The sequence below is a fragment of the Aliiglaciecola sp. M165 genome (assembly GCF_007197995.1).
Classification (GTDB): domain Bacteria; phylum Pseudomonadota; class Gammaproteobacteria; order Enterobacterales; family Alteromonadaceae; genus Aliiglaciecola.
On record NZ_VKKH01000007.1, the window covers coordinates 202,843 to 224,114 of the forward strand.

Annotated in this window: 20 protein-coding genes; 11 read left to right on the top strand and 9 right to left on the bottom strand. The window is 43.2% G+C overall.

Translation table 11 applies throughout. The features are described 5' to 3' along the window. Nucleotides 1–158: 158 nt before the first annotated feature. A complete protein-coding gene (locus FM019_RS15525; protein WP_143836874.1) occupies nucleotides 159–776 on the bottom strand; it encodes a DoxX family protein in 618 nt (205 codons plus the stop codon). A 623-nt stretch (nucleotides 777–1,399) separates the two neighbouring features. Between FM019_RS15525 and sppA the strand changes: the two genes are divergently transcribed. Further along, nucleotides 1,400–3,262: a signal peptide peptidase SppA gene (gene sppA / locus FM019_RS15530; RefSeq protein ID WP_143836875.1), complete on the top strand. Its 1,863-nt coding sequence runs from the start codon at nucleotides 1,400–1,402 to the stop codon at nucleotides 3,260–3,262. A gap of 86 nt (nucleotides 3,263–3,348) precedes the next feature. Next, nucleotides 3,349–3,843, top strand: coding sequence for a SprT family zinc-dependent metalloprotease (locus tag FM019_RS15535; RefSeq protein ID WP_143836876.1), 495 nt, complete (start codon nucleotides 3,349–3,351; stop codon nucleotides 3,841–3,843). Between the two features lie 73 nt (nucleotides 3,844–3,916). Here the strand turns inward: FM019_RS15535 and yfbV are convergent, their stop codons facing one another. Further along, the gene (yfbV, locus tag FM019_RS15540) at nucleotides 3,917–4,363 is read right to left on the bottom strand and encodes a terminus macrodomain insulation protein YfbV (protein WP_143836877.1); all 447 of its coding nucleotides are present in this window, start codon (nucleotides 4,361–4,363) and stop codon (nucleotides 3,917–3,919) included. A 378-nt stretch (nucleotides 4,364–4,741) separates the two neighbouring features. Between yfbV and trxB the strand changes: the two genes are divergently transcribed. The 4 genes from trxB to infA all read left to right on the top strand — a co-directional run bounded on the left by trxB (nucleotide 4,742) and on the right by infA (nucleotide 7,472). Next, nucleotides 4,742–5,698 (top strand): thioredoxin-disulfide reductase, encoded by a 957-nt coding sequence (gene trxB / locus FM019_RS15545; RefSeq protein ID WP_143836878.1) that lies wholly within the window; start codon nucleotides 4,742–4,744, stop codon nucleotides 5,696–5,698. A gap of 77 nt (nucleotides 5,699–5,775) precedes the next feature. Next, nucleotides 5,776–6,474 (top strand): leucyl/phenylalanyl-tRNA--protein transferase, encoded by a 699-nt coding sequence (aat, locus tag FM019_RS15550; protein WP_143836879.1) that lies wholly within the window; start codon nucleotides 5,776–5,778, stop codon nucleotides 6,472–6,474. Between the two features lie 2 nt (nucleotides 6,475–6,476). Continuing rightward, nucleotides 6,477–7,178: an arginyltransferase gene (locus tag FM019_RS15555; RefSeq protein WP_143836880.1), complete on the top strand. Its 702-nt coding sequence runs from the start codon at nucleotides 6,477–6,479 to the stop codon at nucleotides 7,176–7,178. Nucleotides 7,179–7,253: 75 nt separating this feature from the next. Beyond that, nucleotides 7,254–7,472, top strand: coding sequence for a translation initiation factor IF-1 (infA, locus tag FM019_RS15560; protein WP_006010397.1), 219 nt, complete (start codon nucleotides 7,254–7,256; stop codon nucleotides 7,470–7,472). Between the two features lie 67 nt (nucleotides 7,473–7,539). On the opposite strand, the gene clpA is transcribed toward infA, so the two are convergent. Both clpA and clpS read right to left on the bottom strand, forming a co-directional pair. After that, nucleotides 7,540–9,804, bottom strand: coding sequence for an ATP-dependent Clp protease ATP-binding subunit ClpA (clpA, locus tag FM019_RS15565; protein ID WP_143836881.1), 2,265 nt, complete (start codon nucleotides 9,802–9,804; stop codon nucleotides 7,540–7,542). Nucleotides 9,805–9,834: 30 nt separating this feature from the next. Continuing rightward, nucleotides 9,835–10,155, bottom strand: coding sequence for an ATP-dependent Clp protease adapter ClpS (gene clpS, locus FM019_RS15570; protein WP_143836882.1), 321 nt, complete (start codon nucleotides 10,153–10,155; stop codon nucleotides 9,835–9,837). Between the two features lie 206 nt (nucleotides 10,156–10,361). On the opposite strand from clpS, the gene cspD reads away from it, so the two are divergent. Further along, nucleotides 10,362–10,580, top strand: coding sequence for a cold shock domain-containing protein CspD (cspD, locus tag FM019_RS15575; protein ID WP_008844398.1), 219 nt, complete (start codon nucleotides 10,362–10,364; stop codon nucleotides 10,578–10,580). A gap of 92 nt (nucleotides 10,581–10,672) precedes the next feature. Here the strand turns inward: cspD and FM019_RS15580 are convergent, their stop codons facing one another. After that, nucleotides 10,673–12,895: an NADP-dependent isocitrate dehydrogenase gene (locus FM019_RS15580; RefSeq protein WP_143836883.1), complete on the bottom strand. Its 2,223-nt coding sequence runs from the start codon at nucleotides 12,893–12,895 to the stop codon at nucleotides 10,673–10,675. Nucleotides 12,896–13,101: 206 nt separating this feature from the next. On the opposite strand from FM019_RS15580, the gene FM019_RS15585 reads away from it, so the two are divergent. The 4 genes from FM019_RS15585 to purB all read left to right on the top strand — a co-directional run bounded on the left by FM019_RS15585 (nucleotide 13,102) and on the right by purB (nucleotide 16,991). After that, nucleotides 13,102–13,695, top strand: a complete 594-nt coding sequence (locus tag FM019_RS15585; protein ID WP_143836884.1) for a pseudouridine synthase — start codon at nucleotides 13,102–13,104, stop codon at nucleotides 13,693–13,695. A 150-nt stretch (nucleotides 13,696–13,845) separates the two neighbouring features. After that, nucleotides 13,846–14,979 carry a tRNA 2-thiouridine(34) synthase MnmA gene (gene mnmA, locus FM019_RS15590; RefSeq protein ID WP_143836885.1) on the top strand — a complete coding sequence of 378 codons (1,134 nt, stop codon included), beginning with the start codon at nucleotides 13,846–13,848 and terminating at the stop codon, nucleotides 14,977–14,979. Continuing rightward, complete coding sequence (gene hflD, locus FM019_RS15595) at nucleotides 14,976–15,608, top strand: high frequency lysogenization protein HflD (RefSeq protein WP_143836886.1); 633 nt, start codon at nucleotides 14,976–14,978, stop codon at nucleotides 15,606–15,608. Before mnmA ends, hflD begins: the two co-directional genes overlap by 4 nt. Nucleotides 15,609–15,617: 9 nt before the next feature. Continuing rightward, nucleotides 15,618–16,991, top strand: a complete 1,374-nt coding sequence (gene purB / locus FM019_RS15600) for an adenylosuccinate lyase (protein WP_143836887.1) — start codon at nucleotides 15,618–15,620, stop codon at nucleotides 16,989–16,991. A gap of 90 nt (nucleotides 16,992–17,081) precedes the next feature. On the opposite strand, the gene FM019_RS15605 is transcribed toward purB, so the two are convergent. The 4 genes from FM019_RS15605 to FM019_RS15620 form a co-directional block, all read right to left on the bottom strand. Beyond that, entirely contained in the window at nucleotides 17,082–18,740 is a 1,659-nt protein-coding gene (locus FM019_RS15605) for a SulP family inorganic anion transporter (RefSeq protein ID WP_260681645.1), read from the bottom strand. A gap of 79 nt (nucleotides 18,741–18,819) precedes the next feature. Further along, nucleotides 18,820–19,389 (bottom strand): hypothetical protein, encoded by a 570-nt coding sequence (locus FM019_RS15610; protein ID WP_143836888.1) that lies wholly within the window; start codon nucleotides 19,387–19,389, stop codon nucleotides 18,820–18,822. A gap of 23 nt (nucleotides 19,390–19,412) precedes the next feature. Continuing rightward, nucleotides 19,413–20,177, bottom strand: a complete 765-nt coding sequence (locus FM019_RS15615) for an SDR family oxidoreductase (protein ID WP_143836889.1) — start codon at nucleotides 20,175–20,177, stop codon at nucleotides 19,413–19,415. Between the two features lie 88 nt (nucleotides 20,178–20,265). After that, a complete protein-coding gene (locus FM019_RS15620; RefSeq protein ID WP_143836890.1) occupies nucleotides 20,266–21,267 on the bottom strand; it encodes an NADP-dependent oxidoreductase in 1,002 nt (333 codons plus the stop codon). Nucleotides 21,268–21,272: the final 5 nt, after the last annotated feature.

Here is a 21,272-nt window from a genome sequence, read left to right on the forward strand (position 1 = left end):
GAGGTTTGTATCGGTAGAAAATAGTAATACCAATCTACATAAAGAAGTGATCAGTCAGAATGCGCCCATTTACTTTCTCGCTGCCTGACCACTTCTTTGTGTAGATTGGTATAATTAAAGAGCAGCCGAAAGATTTCAGTTGCTCGATGAAAATCGAATTATGCAGCCTTATCGATAGATTTTTTGATGAAATGATCAATACTTGTGTAACGTCCACCGCCAGTAAATAGTAGCACGAGTAACATGACAAAATACGTCGCGGCAAACTCAATACCATTTTTCAACACGGTGATACTGCCATTTTCTGTCAGCCAACTGTAATTGCCATACTCTTGTAGTAGTGAGCGCGCGGCTTCTTTTCTTTCGTTGGCACCTTCGATAAGATCCATCCGCCATTCCCAAGGAACGGTCAATGTGCTTTCTGGTAATGCATGCCATCCGAATTGCCAATGAGCGGTTACCGCGGCAACAACCATCGTAAACATCAATGGAACAGCAGCTAACCTCGTCGCCAAACCAAAAAGTATTAGCCAACCGCCAATTAATTCAGTGCCGCCGGCCATCGCCGCCATGAGTTCAGGAAAAGGCAGCCCCAATCCCCAATCTGGGTTGCCAAAATAAGCGGCTGTATTTTCAAAACTGGCTAATTTCCCATAGCCCGCTTTAATAAAGATAGGTGCGAGGTATATGCGCAGTAACAAAGGAGCAATCCCCTCTGCTGTCTGTATTTTTGCAAAGACGGTTTGCACAGATTGAAGCTTGTGTAAGATTGACATAAATTCCTCATTTATCGTTGCGTTGATTGCATAGATAGAGATTCAGTGATTTTTATTTCATCATATTGGTATTAAACGATGCAAAAAGCAAAAAGTCCTTTGCAAAAACTGTTCGCAAAACAGCAACCTAAAGTTAATACCAATCCACATAAAGAAGTGATTAGTCAGAATGCGCCCAGCGGTTTTTGAACAAAGCGTCGCTATGCCCGAAGGGTGGTTCCCTTTCAAATAGCGACAATGCAGGTCAAAAACCGCTGGGACATTCCCTTTGTGGTTCGCAACGAAGTTGGAGATATAAATGGGCGTACTCAGCGTTGCTTGAACTTAAAAGAGCCCCACTCTTCCTTCATTCAAGCGCCTTGATTACGCCCATTTACTTTCTCGCTGCCTGACCACTTCTTTATGCGGATTGGTATAAGTTTACTAATCGAAAATCGGCGCTGTTAAAAGCCTTTTCTGATGACAACCATAAAATCATCGCTGAATTAATCAAGAAATGGTTGGAAGAGGACAATAAAAGACCCAAAAAATCTCATTAGTCATAAAAAATTACATTTCACTAATAGCTATATCAGGGAATTTAGTTAGGATATACATGTTTAAATTTCAGGTGAGTATGTAGTATGGCAAATGGGACCAGTTGGACAAAATCCTTTTTTATGGGAATTTGGACAGTCTTAAATTTCAGTAGAAAACTGTTTTTCAATTTTATTTTCATTTTATTAGCGATCGGCTTAGTCCTGGTGCTTATGAAAGACGATGGGGCAATAGTTGTGCCAGATAGCAGCGCTTTGGTGTTGAATCTGGAAGGCGACATTGTTATTGAAGAGCGTTATGTTGATCCCTTCGACAAATTCCTTCAAGAAGCCTTTGATCAACAGGAAGAAAACCCTGAAGTATTGTTACGTGATGTATTGTTTACCCTTGAAAATGCCAAACACGACAAACGTGTAAAAGCATTGGTTCTGCAACTTCAGGGACTGCGTAGCGGCGGAATGGATAAACTTCAGCAAATTGCCGGAGCAATTGACAGTTTCAAAGAAAGTGGCAAACCTGTCTATGCCATTGCTGATTATTACACTCAAAATCAATATTTTTTAGCGAGCCGCGCAGATAGCATTTATCTAAACCCAATGGGCGCGATGATGTTCGAAGGCTACGGGCGCTACAGAACCTACTTTAAAGCTGCTTTAGAAAAGCTCAAGGTCACTACACACATTTTTAAGGTAGGGACATACAAATCAGCTGTCGAACCATTTATTCGTGATGACATGTCTGAACCAGCAAAAGAAGCGAATCAAGCTTGGTTAAATACCTTATGGCAACAATACAAAAACGACGTCGCATCAGCCAGAGAATTACCGGTAGAAAACTTCGATGAAGAGATCGAAAATTTCTTAGAAAAATTCGAAAAAGCCGATGCCGATTTTGCGACCTATGCGTTGGAAAATGGTTGGGTCGATGCATTAAAAACCCGCGAACAGGTTCGTACAGAAATGATTGAGCTTGTCGGTGCCGAACAATCTGGCAGCGATTTCAAACAAATTAGCTACGACCAATACCTTAAAGTCATCAAGGCTCCTTTCAACATTCCTAAACCTAACGTTGAACATGTGGCAGTTGTCGTGGCTAAAGGCACCATATTGAATGGTACCCGTAAAGCCGGAGAAATTGGTGGTGATAGTACGGCCAAATTGCTTAGAAAAGCGAGATTGGATGATTCCGTGAAAGCCGTTGTATTGCATGTTGATTCACCGGGTGGAAGTGCATTTGCGTCTGAAATCATTCGTCAAGAAGTTGAAAACCTTAAAGCCGCTGGCAAACCTGTTGTGGCACTAATGAGCACCTATGCAGCTTCCGGTGGTTACTGGATATCGGCCAGCGCTGATCAGATCTGGGCAGCACCTAGTACGATCACAGGGTCAATTGGCATATTTGGTATGTTCATGACATACGAAAACACCTTGGATTATTTAGGAATACACACAGATGGTGTGGGTACTACTGACTTTGCAGGGATTGGCGTAAGTCGCGCGCTAGATCCTCGTGTGGGTCAGTTGATCCAAATGAGTATCAATCATGGTTACGAGCAATTTATAGGCTTGGTGGCAGAAGAGAGAGATATGACGGTTGAAGCGGTCGACAGCATTGCTCAAGGTCGCGTATGGATTGGTGAAACGGCGTTAGAACTTGGCTTAGTCGACAATTTAGGATACTTGGACGATGCAGTCAAAGCCGCCGCTGAGTTGGCAAGTTTGGACAGTTTTGACACCAAGTATATTGAGCGCGAACTGAGCCCTGGTGATAAGTTCTGGCAAGAACTCTTTGGCGAAGCTGCCGTTGTGTTTGGCAAGGCGAGTTTTGCCCAAAGCGACTCCAAACTAATGGGGCTAGTGAAACAGTTGGTTAACGAATTTGACGCTGTGGCAAAATTTAATGACCCTAAAGGTGTTTACGCACACTGCTTGGGATGCGAGATTTTCTAATTCGTTGACACCTTGAACAAACCCAAAGGGGCTAATAATCTTGTATTTAGCCCCTGCTCTTTTATCGCCATTCAGTTTACAAAATAATGATCCTCACATACGACCAACGACGATTAGCACAACAAAAGTTAGAAAGCTGCATACACAAGGCTCAAACACATTTTAATTGTCACTTTAACATGCCCTTACTGGCCTTTAATCAGCGGGGTAAAATAGCCGGAACCGCTCATTTACAGCGAAACCTAATCAAATTGAATGCTGTGTTGATGGCTGACAATATGGATACTTTCTTACAAGAAGTCATTCCTCACGAAACAGCGCACATTGTCGTTTACCAAAAGTTTGGAAGAGTAAAGCCTCACGGAATTGAGTGGCAAAGTGTCATGCGTGATGCATTCGATTCTCAGCCTGAAGTCAGGCATTCTATGGACGTCAGTAAAACCCAAGGGCAAATCTTTCAATATAAGTGCGGTTGTGGACCCGTAATGTTGAGTGTGCGCCGGCACAATAAAGTAGTTCGGGGCAAACAGACCTACATGTGCAGAAATTGCCAACAAGCATTAACTGCCATCCAAAATTGAGAACATTGATTGGTTGATTGAGTTCTACTAGTTCAGGGTGGGATTCATCAATCTAATCCAGGATTGGGGTCAACTAGAACCAGCGCTTAGTGAAAACCCGATCCAGTTCTGTGAAGGCCATCTTCAATAACTTAGCGAGTTCTTTGTAGCGGGGTTTTGCTTTGATTTCCGAAACCCTGACACCCTGCTGCTTCATTTTATGGTGGATCTCGACATACCATGCCTTTAAAGCAGGAGGAAGTACTTGATTAGAACGATGTCCAAGCCACATTAACCCTTGCAAAGGTAAACTGAGAAAAAACGCAGCGATTGCGATAGCTTGTGGAATAAACGAGTCGCCAAATTGGTTAATAAACAATGCTGCGCTGACCACAGCAACAGGCGGCATAACAGATATAGAAAATTTAGTCGCAGCAATTACCCTGCACTCTGGAAACAGTGCATAAAGCTCTTTTTGCATCGGCCAGGTTTTCATATACGACTGACCGTCTCTAAATATACCTGTAATACTTTGCGACATAATTTGCCTTTTATGTTTACTACATACATAGATTAAGCGTTTCACCGCTAAATTGCCAAAATCAATTTGGTATATAGTGTAAGTAAATCCTACTGTTCTCGTTCTAATAAAACTTCGATGATCAATCGTGGCGTTGTGAAAGTACTAAATCTGGAAACAAAATCGAGATTCTAAGAATCTGAATCAACCAAAAAAGTTGGGAGCTGTCGAAGGTTTATGTGTGTTTGCGCCGAAATGAATGAAATCTCTATTAAAAAAATAGGGGTGACACATTGAATCTGTTTGATTAAACCCAATGTTTACAAAATCTTGTGTTTTAGCCAACGTTATCGGTATTGGAACCGAATCTAAATTGTTGGATTTTTATTGGAGTTAACTATGTCTGAAGTAAGACACGTACGTCTATTGATTTTGGGTTCTGGTCCTGCGGGTTATTCGGCAGCAGTGTATGCAGCACGTGCAAACTTAAACCCTGTGCTGCTCACCGGTATCCAACAGGGTGGACAACTTACCACCACCACGGAAGTCGAAAACTGGCCAGGAGATCCGGAAGGTTTAACAGGTCCAGATTTAATGGTCAGAATGCAAAAACACGCGGAAAAATTTGATACAGAAATCATTTTCGATCACGTCAACGAAACCGACCTATCCAAACGCCCCTTTACTTTGAAGGGCGACAATGGCACCTATACATGCGATGCATTGATTATTGCTACGGGAGCCTCTGCAAAATATTTGGGTATGGAGTCTGAAACAGCGTTTATGGGTAAGGGTGTTTCCGCTTGCGCTACTTGTGATGGATTCTTCTACCGCAATCAAAAAGTTGCCGTAGTTGGTGGCGGTAACACTGCAGTTGAAGAAGCTTTATACCTCTCCAACATCGCTTCAGAAGTTCATGTGATCCACCGCAGAGACTCGTTCAGAAGTGAAAAAATTCTTGCAGATCGACTAATGGACAAGGCTAAGAATGGCAACGTGGTACTGCATTTTGATCGCACTCTTGACGAGGTGCTTGGTGATGAAATGGGTGTCACCGGGGTGCGAATTAAAGATACAAACTCTGATGCGACCGAAGAAGTTGACGTAATGGGACTATTCATTGCTATTGGCCATAAACCCAATACCGATATCTTTCAGGGCGAATTGGACATGAAAGATGGTTATATTCAAATCAATAGCGGTCTTCAAGGCAATGCAACACAGACCAGTGTTCCAGGGGTGTTTGCTGCAGGTGATGTGTGTGATCATATCTATCGGCAGGCTATCACATCTGCAGGAACCGGATGCATGGCAGCCTTGGATGCGGAAAAGTTCTTGGACGCCTTGGAAGATTAAGCTATAACGGTTATTGTTTAAACAGTCACCCATTTCAGTCGGCACTGCTTGTGCAAGCGTGCCGGCAAAGTAGTTTTATGATTTCCTTACACAAACTAGATTCCTCCAACCATTTTCCTCACCCCAACGAGGCACTAAATGAACCTAATGGGTTGTTGGCATTTGGTGGAGACCTTTCCGCTTCACGATTGCTTTGTGCGTACCAAAATGGCATCTTCCCTTGGTTCAGTGAAGGCGAACCCATACTCTGGTGGTCACCAGATCCTCGTGGAGTGTTATTCACGGATCAATACAAGCCGAGCAAGAGCTTGAAAAAGTATCTTCGCAAATCAGACCTGCGAGTCACTACCGATTACGTTTTTGATGCGGTTATTGAAGAGTGTGCAAACGCCCCCAGAAAAGATAACGGCACATGGATAACCTCCGACATGGTCAATGCATATAAAGCACTGCATAGGCAAGGTGACGCTCATTCAGTCGAAGTATGGCGTGATGATTCACTTGTTGGTGGTTTATATGGTGTATTTGTCAACAATATCTTTTGTGGCGAATCTATGTTCAGCAAAGAGAGTAATGCGTCTAAAGTTGCATTTCATCTACTGGTACAATGGTTAAAAAACCGCGGTGTTAAAATGATAGACTGTCAATTGCAAAACCCCCATCTGCAGAGTTTAGGTTGTATTACGATCCCTAGAAGTGAGTTTTTGACAATTATAAAAGCTAATCAAGACAAAAATCCAAGCTTCGTATGGAAGCCTAGTGAACTTGAAAGGTGAATATGAAATTTGGTCTGACTCAAGAGTTTGTTTGTAGCTATCTTCCTAATAAAGAAGAACAATTATTAGTCTTTGTCAGCGACACCGGACAATGCACTGGTACTCAATACAGTGTACTCATAGAATCTGGTTTTCGTCGCAGTGGCGATCAAGTTTATCGGCCTCATTGCCGGGACTGTAACGCCTGTCAGTCAATTAGAGTTCCGGTTAATCAATTTCGCTTGAGTAAAAGCCAAAAACGGAACTTGAGTAAAAATAAAGATATTAAGGTATTCTATAGCCGCCAAGATAAGCCAGAGTATTTTCCTATTTATCAAAGTTACATTGATACTAGGCATACTGATGGGAGTATGTACCCCGCTACTTTGCAACAATATGAAAGTTTTATTTTAACTCAGTGGATGGAATCTGAGTTTATTGAGTTCTATGTTGAAGAAGAATTAATTGGAGTAGCTGTAACTGATGTTTTACCCAATGCCTTTTCAGCACTTTACACGTTCTTCAAACCCGAATGGCAAGATCGTTCACTGGGGACCTTTGCTATTTTGCAACAAATCGCTTACGCGCAGGCACAAAACAAATCGTTTTTATACCTCGGCTATCAAATTGATGCCTGTAAAAAAATGAACTATAAAGCCAATTTTTACCCTCATGAGCGCTTTATTGACAATAAATGGCAATTAAAAGCAAAAAAAAGTGACTAGTCGCTTTACACTGGGGCGGTAATTGGGCAAAATCTGCGCGGCATTTTTGACACTTATTTGAGGTAAACATTTTACATGGCGAAAGAAGACTGTATTGAAATGGAAGGTACCGTATTGGATACACTTCCAAATACTATGTTCCGCGTTGAATTAGAAAACGGACACGTCGTCACTGCGCACATCTCTGGAAAGATGCGTAAAAACTATATTCGTATTTTGACTGGCGACAAAGTAACAGTAGAGATGACACCTTACGATTTGAGTAAAGGTCGTATCATTTATCGCGCCAGATAACGTTTGATCATCGTTGATGATGAAATAGGAAAGCCCAGCAAAGTGCTGGGCTTTTTTCGTTTTTGCGTCAGACTTTGCTGGCTTCTTTTTTCGCAGGATCTTTGTAGTCAAATTTAAGTGCATCTTTACTGACGCTCACTTTGACACTACCACCATTTATTAGTTGGCCAAACAGCAATTCATTGGCCAACACTTTTTTAATGTGTTCCTGCATAACTCGAGCCATAGGTCTTGCACCCATTGATCGATCATAGCCTTTTTCTGCAAGCCATTCTCTAGCATTGTCGTCAATTTCAAGGGAAACACCCTTGTTATCCAATTGCACTTGAAGCTCGACAATAAACTTGTCTACAACCTGCAAGATCACATCGGTTTCTAAGTGATTAAACCAAATGATGGCATCAAGACGATTTCGAAACTCTGGAGTGAAGATTTTGTTCACTTCGCTTAATGCATCATGGCTGTGATCTTGTTGTTTGAAACCAATTGATTTACGCACAGTTTCTTGCACCCCAGCATTGGTCGTCATCACTAATACAACATTTCTAAAATCGACCTTACGTCCATTGTTGTCCGTCAGTGTGCCATGATCCATGACTTGAAGCAGGATGTTGTATATATCGCTATGGGCTTTTTCTATTTCATCTAGCAACACAACGCTGTAGGGGTTTTTAATTACGGCATCAGTCAACAAGCCCCCCTGATCAAAGCCGACATACCCTGGTGGTGCTCCAATTAAACGGCTTACTGCATGACGCTCCATATATTCAGACATATCAAAGCGAACTAATTCTACACCCATAATTTTGGCTAGTTGTTGCGTGACTTCTGTCTTTCCAACCCCTGTTGGACCAGCAAACATAAAGTTGCCGATAGGTTTAGTTTCATTACCCAAACCTGAGCGCGACAATCTTATCGCATCGGAGAGTGTTTCAATCGCTTGGTCTTGACCAAATACGACAAGCTTCAAATCTCTCGTGAGATTTTTCAGCGTTTCCTTGTCTGATGCAGACACCGATTTTTCTGGGATCCGCGCCATTTTAGCGATAACATGCTCGATCTCACCAACACCTATTGTTTTGCGACGTTTAGAGGCAGGGACAAGACGTTGGGAAGCGCCAGCTTCATCAATAACGTCAATCGCTTTATCTGGCAGGTGACGTTCATTGATATATTTCGCGGACAATTCTGACGCAGCTTTAATCGCCTGATTGGTAAAGCGCACACTGTGATGTTTCTCATAACGACTTTTTAAGCCCATCAAGATTTTGGTAGTGTCTGCAACACTGGGTTCCACCACGTCAATCTTCTGGAAACGACGGGCTAGCGCGCGATCTTTTTCAAATATTCCTTGATACTCTTGATACGTAGTCGAGCCAATACAACGTAATTCACCGCTACTGAGCTTAGGTTTTAATAAGTTAGACGCATCCATTACGCCACCAGAGGCGGCACCGGCTCCAATAATTGTATGGATTTCATCGATAAACAAAATAGCGTCATCGTCTTTGCTCAGTTCTTTTAAAATGCCTTTTAAGCGTTTTTCAAAATCGCCTCGATATTTGGTGCCCGCTAAAAGCGCCCCCATATCCAATGAATGCACTGTTGATGTTGCGATCACGTCTGGTACTTCACCGTTGACGATTCTGTACGCTAAGCCTTCTGCAATAGCGGTTTTTCCGACACCGGCTTCACCCACAAGCAGTGGGTTGTTCTTACGGCGTCGACACAAAATTTGAATGGTTCGTTCAAGTTCTGCGTCACGGCCAATAAGCGGATCTATTTTGCCGTCTTTGGCTTGAACATTAAGATTGGTCGAGTACTTTTCAAGAATCGAAGTATTTTCGTCTGAATCAGATGATTCCTCTTGACCTTCCATGCCTGATTCATCTTCATTTTTACTCACACCGTGAGAAATGTAGTTCACTACATCGAGCCGTGTGACATCTGCTTTTTTAAGAATATAAACAGCTTGAGATTCTTGCTCGCTGAAAATTGCTACTAAAACATTGGCGCCAGTCACTTCATCTTTGCCAGACGATTGAACATGAAAAACGGCACGTTGCAGCACGCGCTGGAATCCGAGTGTTGGCTGAGTTTCTTTTTCACCACTGTGGTCGTCTAGAATCAACGGTGTGGTGTCTTTAACAAAATCTATTAGCTCTGCCTTAATAGAATCTATATTCGCACCACATGCCTTGAGCGCTTCCCTAGCGGCTTTGTTCTCCAACAAAGCAAGTAACAAATGCTCTACGGTCATGAACTCGTGACGATGCTCTCTTGCAAAAATAAAAGCTTCGTTAAGGGTTTGCTCCAAATCTTTGTTTAACATATTTTCACCCTCTTATATCTACTCCCAAAACTACGCCTGTTCCATCGAGCACATTAACGGGTGCTGATGCTTTCTGGCGTATTGGTTTACTTGCATGACTTTTGTTTCAGCAATTTGCGCAGTGTAAATGCCACACACTGCCCTTCCTCGATAATGTACTGTTAACATAAGTTGATTGGCTTTTTCCGCATCCATATTAAAAAAGCGCATTAACACCTCGATGACAAAATCCATAGGTGTGTAGTCATCATTGTTCAACAAAACCTTGTACATCGGTGGCGGCTGTACTTTCTTTTTGACTGCTTCGAGGTACTTGTCGTGGTCGATGCTGATCGTATTATCTTTACTCATATACAAATAATAGTGTGGTTATGACAATAATTGTGGTGTTTTTATCAATTTTTGTCGATTAAATTAAATTGACCTTGACATTACCCGGTTAAAATATCTACATTTTACATAAGGCAGTTTGTTGTGTTGTCGGGTTGCCTTGTCTTCACACTACTATTGTGGGGACTATGAAGTGTCAGTTCAAGGGATTAAGAGGAAGCAGAAGTATGGCGGTTGGAAAAGTCAAATGGTTTAACAATGCGAAGGGGTTCGGTTTTATTATCCCTGATGACGGAGGCGAGGACATTTTTGCCCACTACTCCACTATCAAAATGGATGGTTATCGTTCGCTTAAAGCAGGCCAGGAAGTCACTTATGAAGTGCAGCAGGGACCGAAAGGTTTGCATGCTGAAAACATAGGCATCAGTGACGAACCCGAAAGGTAGTTAAACTCGACTTACTACGTATCGAAAAAGTACAAAATAAAAAAGCAGGCCATAGGCCTGCTTTTTTAATGGTTCACTGAATATGTTGAATACTAGTTCATAATAGTATTCAAGGTCTTACTAGGGCACATCGCTTGTGTGGCCAAGTCGTCGCTAGGATAGTAGTAGCCGCCGATATCCGCAGGCTTTGCTTGCGTTGAATCAATCTCAGCCATAATGGTTTGTTCATTATCACTCAACTGTTTGAACAGCTCGGCAAACTCATCAGCCAGTTCACGATCATCGGTTTGGCTTGAAACGGCCTCAGCCCAATACATCGCCAAATAAAAATGACTGCCACGGTTATCTAATTGACCAGCTTTACGCAATGGTGATTTGCCATTGTTAAGCAATTTCTCCGTTGCTTTGTCTAATGCAGTCGCCAAAACCTTTGCCCGAGTATTATCTTGCTTAATGGCAAGATCCTCCAGCGATACCGCTAGTGCAAGAAATTCTCCAAGTGAATCCCAGCGCAAATGCCCCTCCTCGACAAACTGCTGTACGTGTTTAGGTGCTGAACCGCCCGCGCCGGTCTCAAACAAACCGCCACCGGCCATCAACGGCACAATTGACAACATTTTAGCACTGGTGCCAAGCTCAAGAATTGGGAACAAATCTGTCAAATAGTCTCGCAATACGTTACCGGTAACAGAAATCGTATCTAAGCCACGAAGTGCTCTTTCCATTGTGTAGCGAATTGCACGAACCGGAGACATAATTTCAATTTGCAGCCCATCAGTGTCGTGATCTTTGAGATACTCAGTGACTTTGTTGATCAATTGTCTGTCGTGAGCCCGTTCATCGTCCAACCAAAAAATGGCAGGCATGCCAGATTGTCTTGCGCGGGTCACCGCCAGTTTCACCCAATCTCTAATTGGCTCGTCTTTGGCCTGACACATACGCCAAATATCACCTTCTTCAACATCATGCTCGATCAATACGTTCTCATCTTGGTCGATGATTTGCACTTTACCGTCACCCGACATTTCAAATGTTTTATCGTGTGAACCGTACTCTTCGGCTTTTTGAGCCATAAGACCAACGTTAGGGACTGTGCCCATAGTGGTGGGATCGAACGCGCCATGGGTTTTACAGAAATTAATCACCTCTTGGTAGATTGTCGCGTAGGTGCTCTCAGGAATGACTGCTTTGGTATCCTTTGGCTTTCCATCTGGTCCCCACATCTGACCTGAACTTCTAATCATTGCAGGCATTGACGCATCAACAATCACATCACTTGGTACATGCAAATTTGAAATTCCTTTGTCGGAATTCACCATCGCCAAAGGAGGCCGGTATTCGTAACACTTGTTGATGTCGCGTTCAATTTCGGAGCGTTGTGAGGTAGGTAAGCTTGAAATTTTGTCATACACGCTTCCTAAACCGTTATTAGGATTAACACCAAGCTCGTCAAACAGATCCTGATATTTATCAAATAAATCCTTGTAGAAAACTTTTACACAATGACCAAAAACAATAGGGTGAGACACTTTCATCATCGTAGCTTTGACGTGCAAAGAGAACAGCACACCGGTATTTCTAGCATCTTCAATTTGCTCTTCAAAGAACTGGCAAAGAGCCTTTTTGCTCATATACATACCGTCGATGACTTCACCCGCCAACAAATCTACACGGGGTTTTAGAACGGTTTTGTTGCCGTCATTGTCAGTAAATTCGATACGTACATGGCCTGCTTTTTCTACAGTGACCGATTTCTCACCTGAATAGAAATCGCCCCCGCGCATGTGAGCCACATGAGTTCGAGAAGCTTGACTCCAAACGCCCATAGAGTGAGGGTTTTTCTTAGCATAGTTTTTAACGGCTGTAGGCGCCCTACGATCAGAGTTACCTTCACGCAAAACAGGATTTACTGCACTACCTAGCACTTTGCCATAGCGCGCCTTAATATCCTTTTCTTCGTCAGTTTTGGGGTCTTCGGGAAAATCCGGTAATGCAAAACCTTTATTTTGTAATTCCTTTATCGCGGCACGTAATTGAGGAATAGAGGCGCTGATGTTCGGTAGCTTAATAATATTGGTGTCAGCGAATTGAGTTAACTCGCCAAGATGGCTCAATGCATCCTGAACCTTTTGGTCCTCGGTCAAATAATCCGGAAAGATAGCCAAAATCCTTCCTGCTAGAGAAATGTCACTCGTTTCAACATCAATTCCTGCAGAGGCAGTAAACTTTTTAACGATTGGAAGCAACGAGTAAGTCGCCAGCGCTGGCGCTTCGTCAGTTTTGGTGTAAATAATCTTAGACTTTGATTCAGCCATCATATACCTCAGTATTGGCGGTTCATCCGCCGGGTTAATCTAGATCACGTCAACCATAGGCGTTTGGCTAAACACCTCGTGATATAGTTTAAAAAAAGGATCCACAAGAAATTTTAGACAATCAATCTCACTTCACCAGTAAAATTTTTAGGAATCAATCATATATGGGGTAAACTTGGTTTACCAGTAGCAGCTATGGCATTTTTGTGGCAAACCACCATTACAAAAAAAGACCCTCTCGAAAACCTGCGCGCCCTGCCCCGGCAGACACGGTTATCGTATTGTTCAACAAACCCTTCGATGTATTAACTCAGTTCACGGATGGACAAGGGAGGAAAACATTAAAAGATTTTATCGACGTTGCCAATGTTTATGCCGCCGGGCGATTAGACCGTGATAGTGAGGGTTTGTTGGTTCTCACTAATAATGGCAAGTTACAACATAAAATTTCCAGTCCTAAACACAAGATGGAAAAAACCTATTGGGTACAGGTAGATGGTCAAATAACCCAAAGCGCAATCGAACATTTAGAACAGGGCATCACCTTGAACGATGGTAAAACGCTTCCCGCAAAAGCGAAAATCATTGAAGCCCCAGATATCTGGCAACGGGTTCCGCCTGTCAGGTTTCGCGCCAACATACCAACAAGCTGGATTTCGCTTACCATTAAAGAAGGCAAAAATCGTCAGGTACGCAGAATGACAGCAGCGGTTGGCTTTCCTACCTTGAGATTAATTCGTTATGCCATCGGCGATTGGACCTTAGAAGGGATTAAGAGCGGCGAATATAAAGTGATATAGATTGGCTAAAATTACTTAACTAAATATTCCTTCTTCAATTGATAACTTATAGCCAAATTGTTCTTTTTCTTCGGTCTGTATTGGTTCCACTAAGTTGTTTATTTTGCTAGACTTGCCGCCCAATTTAAACGCAGTAATATCCAAGGAAATATGTCCGACATTCTCGCAACAAATGCTTCACATAATGCCAACAAAAAAGTCATTGTTGGGATGTCTGGCGGAGTCGATTCGTCCGTTTCAGCCTACCTGTTATTGCAACAAGGCTATCAGGTCGAAGGCCTGTTCATGAAAAATTGGGAAGAGGATGACAATGACGAGTATTGTGCAGCGGCTGAAGATCTTGCTGACGCGCAGGCGGTGGCTGAAAAATTAGGCATCGAGTTACACACAATCAATTTTGCTGCAGAATACTGGGACAATGTGTTTGAGTATTTCTTAGAAGAATACAAAGCGGGTCGCACACCCAACCCAGATATCATGTGCAACAAGGAAATTAAGTTCAAGGCGTTTCTTGAATTCGCAGCCGAGGATCTTGGCGCTGATTACATCGCAACAGGCCACTACGTGAGAAGAGAAAAGCGCGACGGTCATTGGAAGATGATCCGCGGACTGGATAACAACAAGGACCAGAGTTATTTCTTGTACACGCTTGGTGAAGAACATATCGCTAAGACATTGTTTCCCGTTGGCGATATTGAGAAACCTCAAGTTAGAGAAATCGCACAACAACAGGATCTCATTACACACGACAAAAAAGACAGTACGGGAATATGTTTTATTGGTGAGCGAAAATTCAAAGATTTTCTTTCCCGATACCTGCCAGCACAGCCTGGTGTCATAGAGACCGCCGAAGGACAAGAAATTGGACAGCATGATGGACTTATGTACCACACGCTAGGTCAACGCAAAGGTCTTCATATTGGTGGTATGAAAGAGTTTGGCGATGACCCTTGGTATGTCGTTGACAAAGATGTTGCGAGAAATGTGTTGATTGTTGGGCAAGGAGCTGATCATCCAAGATTGTACTCAAACGGTTTGATTGCTAACCAATTGCATTGGGTAGACCGCAAGGGACCGAACGATTCCATCCGTTGTGCAGTGAAAACGCGTTATCGCCAACAAGATATCCCTTGCACTCTTATTCCCAATGAAGATGGCAGCGTTAAGGTCATGTTTGATTCCCCACAAAAGGCTGTAACACCTGGCCAGTCGGCCGTATTTTATCAAGATGATGTCTGTCTGGGCGGTGGGATTATCGAAAAATACTTGCGTGATGAAAAATGAATAAAGAATTTGAAAAAAACCTCGCTTTAGCAGGGGTTTGCCAGGCTGCAGCGTTAGTGCAATCCATCGCAAGAAAAGGCAGTGCACCGCAGGACGAGTTTGAAGCGACGATTAATAGTATCGTGGTGACGACACCTGAAAACACCTTAGACGTGTTTGGCAAAGTCGCTAACCTCAAAACCGGCTTGCTAACGTTAGTAAGCCAGCTAGGAAATGCACCTGTAGAAAAAGATGCAGAGATCACCCGGTATGTGGCCAGTATTTTAGGGTTAGAACGCAAACTCAACAGGCAGCCCAAGAGATTGGCAGAACTGGCAAAACGAATCGAACAAATTCAACGACAAATGTCCCACATGGGCCTCTTTGAAGAGCAAATGATAAGCAATGTTGCCAGCGTTTATGTGGATGTTGTCAGTCCTGTAGGCCCAAAAATTCAGGTTGCCGGCAAGCCAGCATTACTCAAACAAAATGCCAACCAACACAGAGTTCGTGCTTTGCTTCTTGCTGGCGTAAGAGCGGCATTTTTATGGCGCCAACTTGGCGGCCAACGCAGACAAATATTATTTAATCGACGAAAAATTGTATCCAGTGCGCTGGCGTTACAACAACAAATTGATCAACATCTTTAGGAGTGATTCATGGAATTATCTGCGTTAAGTGCAGTTTCCCCGGTAGACGGCCGATATGGCGCCAAAACCTCAGCACTAAGGCATTATTTTAGCGAATATGGTTTGTTAAAATATCGTGTTCTGGTAGAAGTTCGATGGTTACAGAAGCTTTCTAATACACCACAAATTAATGAAGTACCGCTGTTTTCAGATGAATCTAATGCGCTGCTAAACAAAATTGTCGATGAGTTCAATGAACAAGATGCTCAGCGAATTAAAACCATTGAACGAACGACTAACCACGATGTTAAAGCCGTGGAATACTTCCTAAAAGAAAAGGTTGAAAACAATACTGAGTTACATGCAATCAATGAATTTATTCACTTTGCTTGTACCTCTGAAGATATTAACAATCTGTCTCATGGTTTGATGCTGCATAATGCATTGGAACAGGTTGTATTACCCTACTGCGATAAAATAATTGCTGAGTTAAAACAACTTGCAATTGAGTACCGAACCATTCCAATGATGGCCAGAACCCACGGTCAGCCTGCGTCACCAACGACCATGGGCAAAGAGATGGCGAATGTTATGCTGCGCTTATCTGCCCAACGGGAACAGATCGCCAATGTTAAGATCCTTGGTAAAATTAATGGTGCAGTTGGCAATTACAATGCACATTTGTCAGCCTATCCAGACGTAGACTGGCATCAATTTTCTGAGCAGTTTGTGACAAGCCTGGGGATCAATTGGAATCCTTACACCACACAAATTGAGCCTCATGACTACATTGCAGAATTGTTTGATGCCATGGCTCGCTTCAATACTATTTTAATTGATTTTGACCGAGACATCTGGGGTTATATCGCCCTGGGTCACTTTAAACAAAAAACCATAGCAGGCGAAATCGGCTCATCGACAATGCCACACAAAGTCAACCCCATTGATTTTGAGAATTCTGAGGGAAATCTTGGACTTGCGAATGCTATGTTTACGCATTTAGCCGCAAAATTACCTATCTCTCGTTGGCAAAGAGACTTGACAGACTCAACGGTTTTGAGAAATTTAGGCGTTGGTGTAGGTTATTCAGTCATTGCTTATGAATCGACGTTAAAAGGTATCAGTAAGCTACAAGTTAATGAAGCAAGCCTGGCAGCAGAATTGGACAACAATTGGGAATTGTTAGCAGAACCGATTCAAACCGTGATGCGCCGATATGGCATTGAAAAGCCATATGAAAAGCTCAAAGAATTGACCCGTGGTAAAAAGGTCAATCAAGCGGTGATCGCCGAGTTTATTGATAATTTAGATTTACCTGAAGAGGTAAAAACACAGCTCAAAGGGATCACCCCTGCCAATTATATCGGCGACGCGATTGCTTTTGTCGATAGACTCACCAAGTAGAGCGAACTAGGCCTTCTGGCACCCCTGAAGGCCTGATTGCTTCCTCATTGTGGGCACCTAACACTTTTTACACCCATTTAAAACAAGGCACTACAAACGGGTCTCAATTAACTCCGACGCACGCTGCAATGCCAGTGTGCGATCCTCGGTTATATGGCCTTCCCCAATAAGTTGGTCGATACCGAGACGCTCAAGTTTTTTGTATGTAGCATTGCTTTTTGACACTAGAAATACTGTCTTGCCCAGTTCAACCGCCTCTTTAATCGCATTCTCTATTGATAACGAAATCGTATCATCGAGCATCGATACGTCAGACAGGTCAATAATGAACACCTTATGGTTAGCAATTTGTGCATGTTCACGGCTCAGCGCTTTGGCTACACCAAAAATCATGGGGCCACTAAGATAGACCATGAGAATCTGCCCTTTCGATTCTCGAATGAGTGCTTTTTCTTCTCTACTTAGCGGCGTTTTATCATCCATATCACTGATAGCTTTAATATTCTTTTCCTGTGACCGACTGAGCTTATCTATCGTAATAATGTTGGCAATAAACACCCCGACACCGACGGCAACGATCAAATCGACAAACACTGTCAGCAACATAACTGCAAACATCACCCCTGCAGATTGAATCGACACACGATGTGAACGTTTAATAAAACTCCAATCTAGAATGTTCATCCCAACACGAATCGCAATACCTGCCAATACGGCAAGGGGTATTTGTTCAATTAGCCCGGATGCACCAAACACCGCGACTAAAAGCACGGCAACTCGAAATACACCCGAGAATGCCGAAGTTGCTCCGCTTTGAATATTGACGACCGTTCCCATTGTCGCGCCAGCACCTGGCAGGCCACCAAATAGCCCAGAAACAATATTACCCATTCCTTGACCGATTAATTCTTTGTCAGATTTGTGCTCCGTTCGCGTTAAATTATCGGCAATGACTGAAGTTAACATCGAATCAATGCACCCCAACATGCCAAGCACCATGGCATCAACAATCATTGTATTGAATTGCTCTGCAGAAAAATGTGGCCAGTTGACAGACGGCAAACCTATGTTTATTTCCCCGATGCGCTGTATACCCGCATCAGAAAACACCACAACGGAAACCAGAGAAACGATTACAAGTGCGATAAGATGAGGTGGAAGCCATTTGGTAAAGCGTTTAGGGGTAAACAATAAAATCGCAAGCGTTGCAGCCCCGAGCATTAATTCAATTGGGTTAATGTTTGTGATAATTGAAGGTAATTCACTCAAGGTCCCTATAACACCGCCTGGAGGTGCCGCTGAACCCGTAAACGGCGCTAATTGAATGATGATCAATATCAGGCCAATTCCGGACATAAATCCCGATATTACACTATAGGGCATCTGGGTAATGTAGCGGCCAAGTTTAAGCATGCCAAAGGCGATTTGAAATAAACCGGCCATCATCACCACAGTAAATGCCATGGCTAAACCATTATCGGGATTGTCTGCGATTAAGGTGGTAAGTACTGCCGCCATCACCACAGTCATCGGGCCGGTTGGTTCAGAAATGAGTGTCGGGGTGCCACCGAACATGGCAGCAAAAAGTCCTACTAACAAAGCACCGTAAATCCCGGCCTCTGCACCTGCGCCAGAGGCAACCCCAAATGTAAGTGCCATTGGCAAAGATACAATTGCCGCGGTAGTGCCACCTAAAAGGTCACCACGGAGCGTTTTTCTTGAAAAATGGTTAAACCAACTTAAATTCACGAATACCCAAAAAATACGAAAAATGACTGTTGAGGCTGATTTATACTGATTATTCTTCTAATAGGCAATGCAACACTGTTCATACCAGTAGGGTACGCAATCTCTCGTTTACTAATTTAGTATACTCAGTTTGCCCCTCAGACGAATAACCACCTGACCTAGCGTTCATAAAACCATGTTGGTACTTGGTTTTTTTACAATTAACAGTTTGATGTTTTTGTAAGGCTTCTATTACTAAATCACTGTCAAAATGCGGCTCTGAATTGGCAAAAAACAGATCACAATGAATAGTCGGTGCTAAATCAGTAAAAAAACGAATTTGCCCTGGATAGAACCCAAGAAACCCTTGGGTAACGAGGTTGTTTTTTAAAAGGCTAAGTGCTTTATAAGCGCTAGCTGCACCAGCACTGAAACCTATGACAACGTCGGGGCCTTGCTGTTTGATGCAAGAAGAGATTTTCTCGACATATGGATCAATCCCGCCACATTCAATAAATTGTGCGTATGCCGTGCGCTCGTCAAAAAGCTCGTTTTGTGTTGAATAAGGACTTAAAAAGTTTATATCACCATCAAAAGCGATATTATCTACCCACGCTTTCAGATCCGGCGTCACACCAAATATGTCTGCACAAACTAATAATGACGCCATCTATAATTCCAAATAAGCAGCAATTACGCCATCATACCTCCGTCCACTACAACCGTTGTTCCAGTTGTATAGCTCGATGCATCGGAAACCAGGTATAATACGGTCCCAGCCATCTCATCAGGGTCAGCAACTCGTCCCAATGGGATCACTTTTAGCGCGTGTTTAAGAATATTCTCATTACTGGTTAACGCCGATGCAAACTTAGTGTCAGTTAAGCCTGGTAACAGCGCATTCACGCGGATATTTAAACTGCCACACTCTTTAGCAAAGGCCTTTGTCATACTGATCACCGCCGCTTTGGTTATGGAATAAATTCCTTGCATATCGCCAGGTGACAAACCGTTAACCGAAGCAGTGTTAAGGATCACACCACTGCCCAGTTCCTTCATCATTTTCCCTGCGGCAATAGACATAAAGAAGTAACCTCGAACATTGACGTCTACGGTTTTTTCGTAGGCCGCGAGGTCTGTGTCTAGGATGTGACCAAAATAAGGGTTTGCCGCAGCGTTATTGACCAGGATATCCAGCTTACCGAAGGTCGATTTAATATATTCAAAGGTGGCATCAATTTGCGCCATTTCCCCGACATGGCATGCAAAAGCGTGGGCTTTTCCACCTTGTGCTCTAATGCTTGCAGCAACTTCTTCGCACCCGTCTATTTTTCGACTAGAAACAATAACCTCAGCGCCATAGGCTGCTAACAGCCGAGCAATGGATTCTCCGATCCCGCGACTCGCACCGGTAACTAGTGCCACTTTTCCTGTTAAATCAAACAAATTTTCTTTCATGCGTATTCTCTTTTTAAATCGATTGCTTTGCCATTCAAACACCTGAATGGACTAACCTTTTTTAGATCACCTAATTGCGCAGTCAGACCTAGTGATCGACCTTAATCACTAACTTGCCGAAGTTCTCTCCGCGAAACAACATCATCAGGGTGTCAGGAAAGGTTTCTAGCCCTTCGACAATATGTTCTTTAGCAACCAACTTGCCTTGGGCAATCCAGCCAGCCATTTCAGCCGCTGCTTTGGGATAGTTGGCAACGTTATCAAATACTACTATTCCCTCCATTCGCGCACGATTGACAAGCAGAGACAGGTAGTTGGACGGTCCTTTTACTGGCGTGGTGTTGTTATACTGACTAATTGCACCGCAGACTACAATGCGCGCTTTCATATTGATTCGTGTCAACACGTCATCAAGAATGTCGCCACCCACATTATCAAAAAATACATCTACACCATCTGGGCAATGCTCTTTAAGACCCTTTTTTACATCTGAATTTTTATAGTCGATAGCAGCATCAAAGCCCAGTTCCTCAACCAGATAGCGGCATTTGTCCTCGCCTCCAGCAATACCTACTACTCGGCAACCTTTTATTTTAGCAATTTGCCCTACCACAGTGCCTACGGCCCCAGCCGCGCCGGACACCACGACAGTTTCACCTTCTTTTGGCTGACCTGTGTCAAGAATACCAAAATAAGCGGTCATACCTGGCATGCCAAGAACACCAAGGTATCGCTCTAGCGGCGCAAGGTTAGGATCAACCTTGTGTATGCCTTGAGTTGGTAACACTGCATAATCACAAACGCCGAAGCCACCATAGACATAATCACCGGGCTTAAAATTTGGATCGGTTGACTCTAAAACTTCTCCGACGCCACCAGCGCGCATCACCTCTCCAATGCCAACAGGAGGAATGTAGGACTTACCCTCATTCATCCAGCCACGCATGGCAGGATCAAGGGAGATATAAAGCACTTTCACTTTCACCTGATTTTCAGCCAGACTAGGTAATTCTGTTTCTACGTAGTCCCAGTTCTCTGCTGTCGGGGTGCCTATAGGTCTTTTGGCCAATAAAAACTGTCTGCTTTTCATTCGTT

Coding starts and splice junctions, on each gene's coding strand:
- FM019_RS15610 (WP_143836888.1), bottom strand. CDS start 19,389: ATGGCGTCATTATTAGTTTGTGCAGACATATTTGGTGTGACGCCGGAT.
- cspD (WP_008844398.1), top strand. CDS start 10,362: ATGGCGGTTGGAAAAGTCAAATGGTTTAACAATGCGAAGGGGTTCGGT.
- infA (WP_006010397.1), top strand. CDS start 7,254: ATGGCGAAAGAAGACTGTATTGAAATGGAAGGTACCGTATTGGATACA.
- FM019_RS15620 (WP_143836890.1), bottom strand. CDS start 21,267: ATGAAAAGCAGACAGTTTTTATTGGCCAAAAGACCTATAGGCACCCCG.
- FM019_RS15555 (WP_143836880.1), top strand. CDS start 6,477: ATGAAATTTGGTCTGACTCAAGAGTTTGTTTGTAGCTATCTTCCTAAT.
- yfbV (WP_143836877.1), bottom strand. CDS start 4,363: ATGTCGCAAAGTATTACAGGTATATTTAGAGACGGTCAGTCGTATATG.
- hflD (WP_143836886.1), top strand. CDS start 14,976: ATGAATAAAGAATTTGAAAAAAACCTCGCTTTAGCAGGGGTTTGCCAG.
- trxB (WP_143836878.1), top strand. CDS start 4,742: ATGTCTGAAGTAAGACACGTACGTCTATTGATTTTGGGTTCTGGTCCT.
- sppA (WP_143836875.1), top strand. CDS start 1,400: ATGGCAAATGGGACCAGTTGGACAAAATCCTTTTTTATGGGAATTTGG.
- FM019_RS15615 (WP_143836889.1), bottom strand. CDS start 20,177: ATGAAAGAAAATTTGTTTGATTTAACAGGAAAAGTGGCACTAGTTACC.
- FM019_RS15535 (WP_143836876.1), top strand. CDS start 3,349: ATGATCCTCACATACGACCAACGACGATTAGCACAACAAAAGTTAGAA.
- mnmA (WP_143836885.1), top strand. CDS start 13,846: ATGTCCGACATTCTCGCAACAAATGCTTCACATAATGCCAACAAAAAA.
- clpA (WP_143836881.1), bottom strand. CDS start 9,804: ATGTTAAACAAAGATTTGGAGCAAACCCTTAACGAAGCTTTTATTTTT.
- purB (WP_143836887.1), top strand. CDS start 15,618: ATGGAATTATCTGCGTTAAGTGCAGTTTCCCCGGTAGACGGCCGATAT.
- FM019_RS15525 (WP_143836874.1), bottom strand. CDS start 776: ATGTCAATCTTACACAAGCTTCAATCTGTGCAAACCGTCTTTGCAAAA.
- clpS (WP_143836882.1), bottom strand. CDS start 10,155: ATGAGTAAAGATAATACGATCAGCATCGACCACGACAAGTACCTCGAA.
- aat (WP_143836879.1), top strand. CDS start 5,776: ATGATTTCCTTACACAAACTAGATTCCTCCAACCATTTTCCTCACCCC.
- FM019_RS15580 (WP_143836883.1), bottom strand. CDS start 12,895: ATGGCTGAATCAAAGTCTAAGATTATTTACACCAAAACTGACGAAGCG.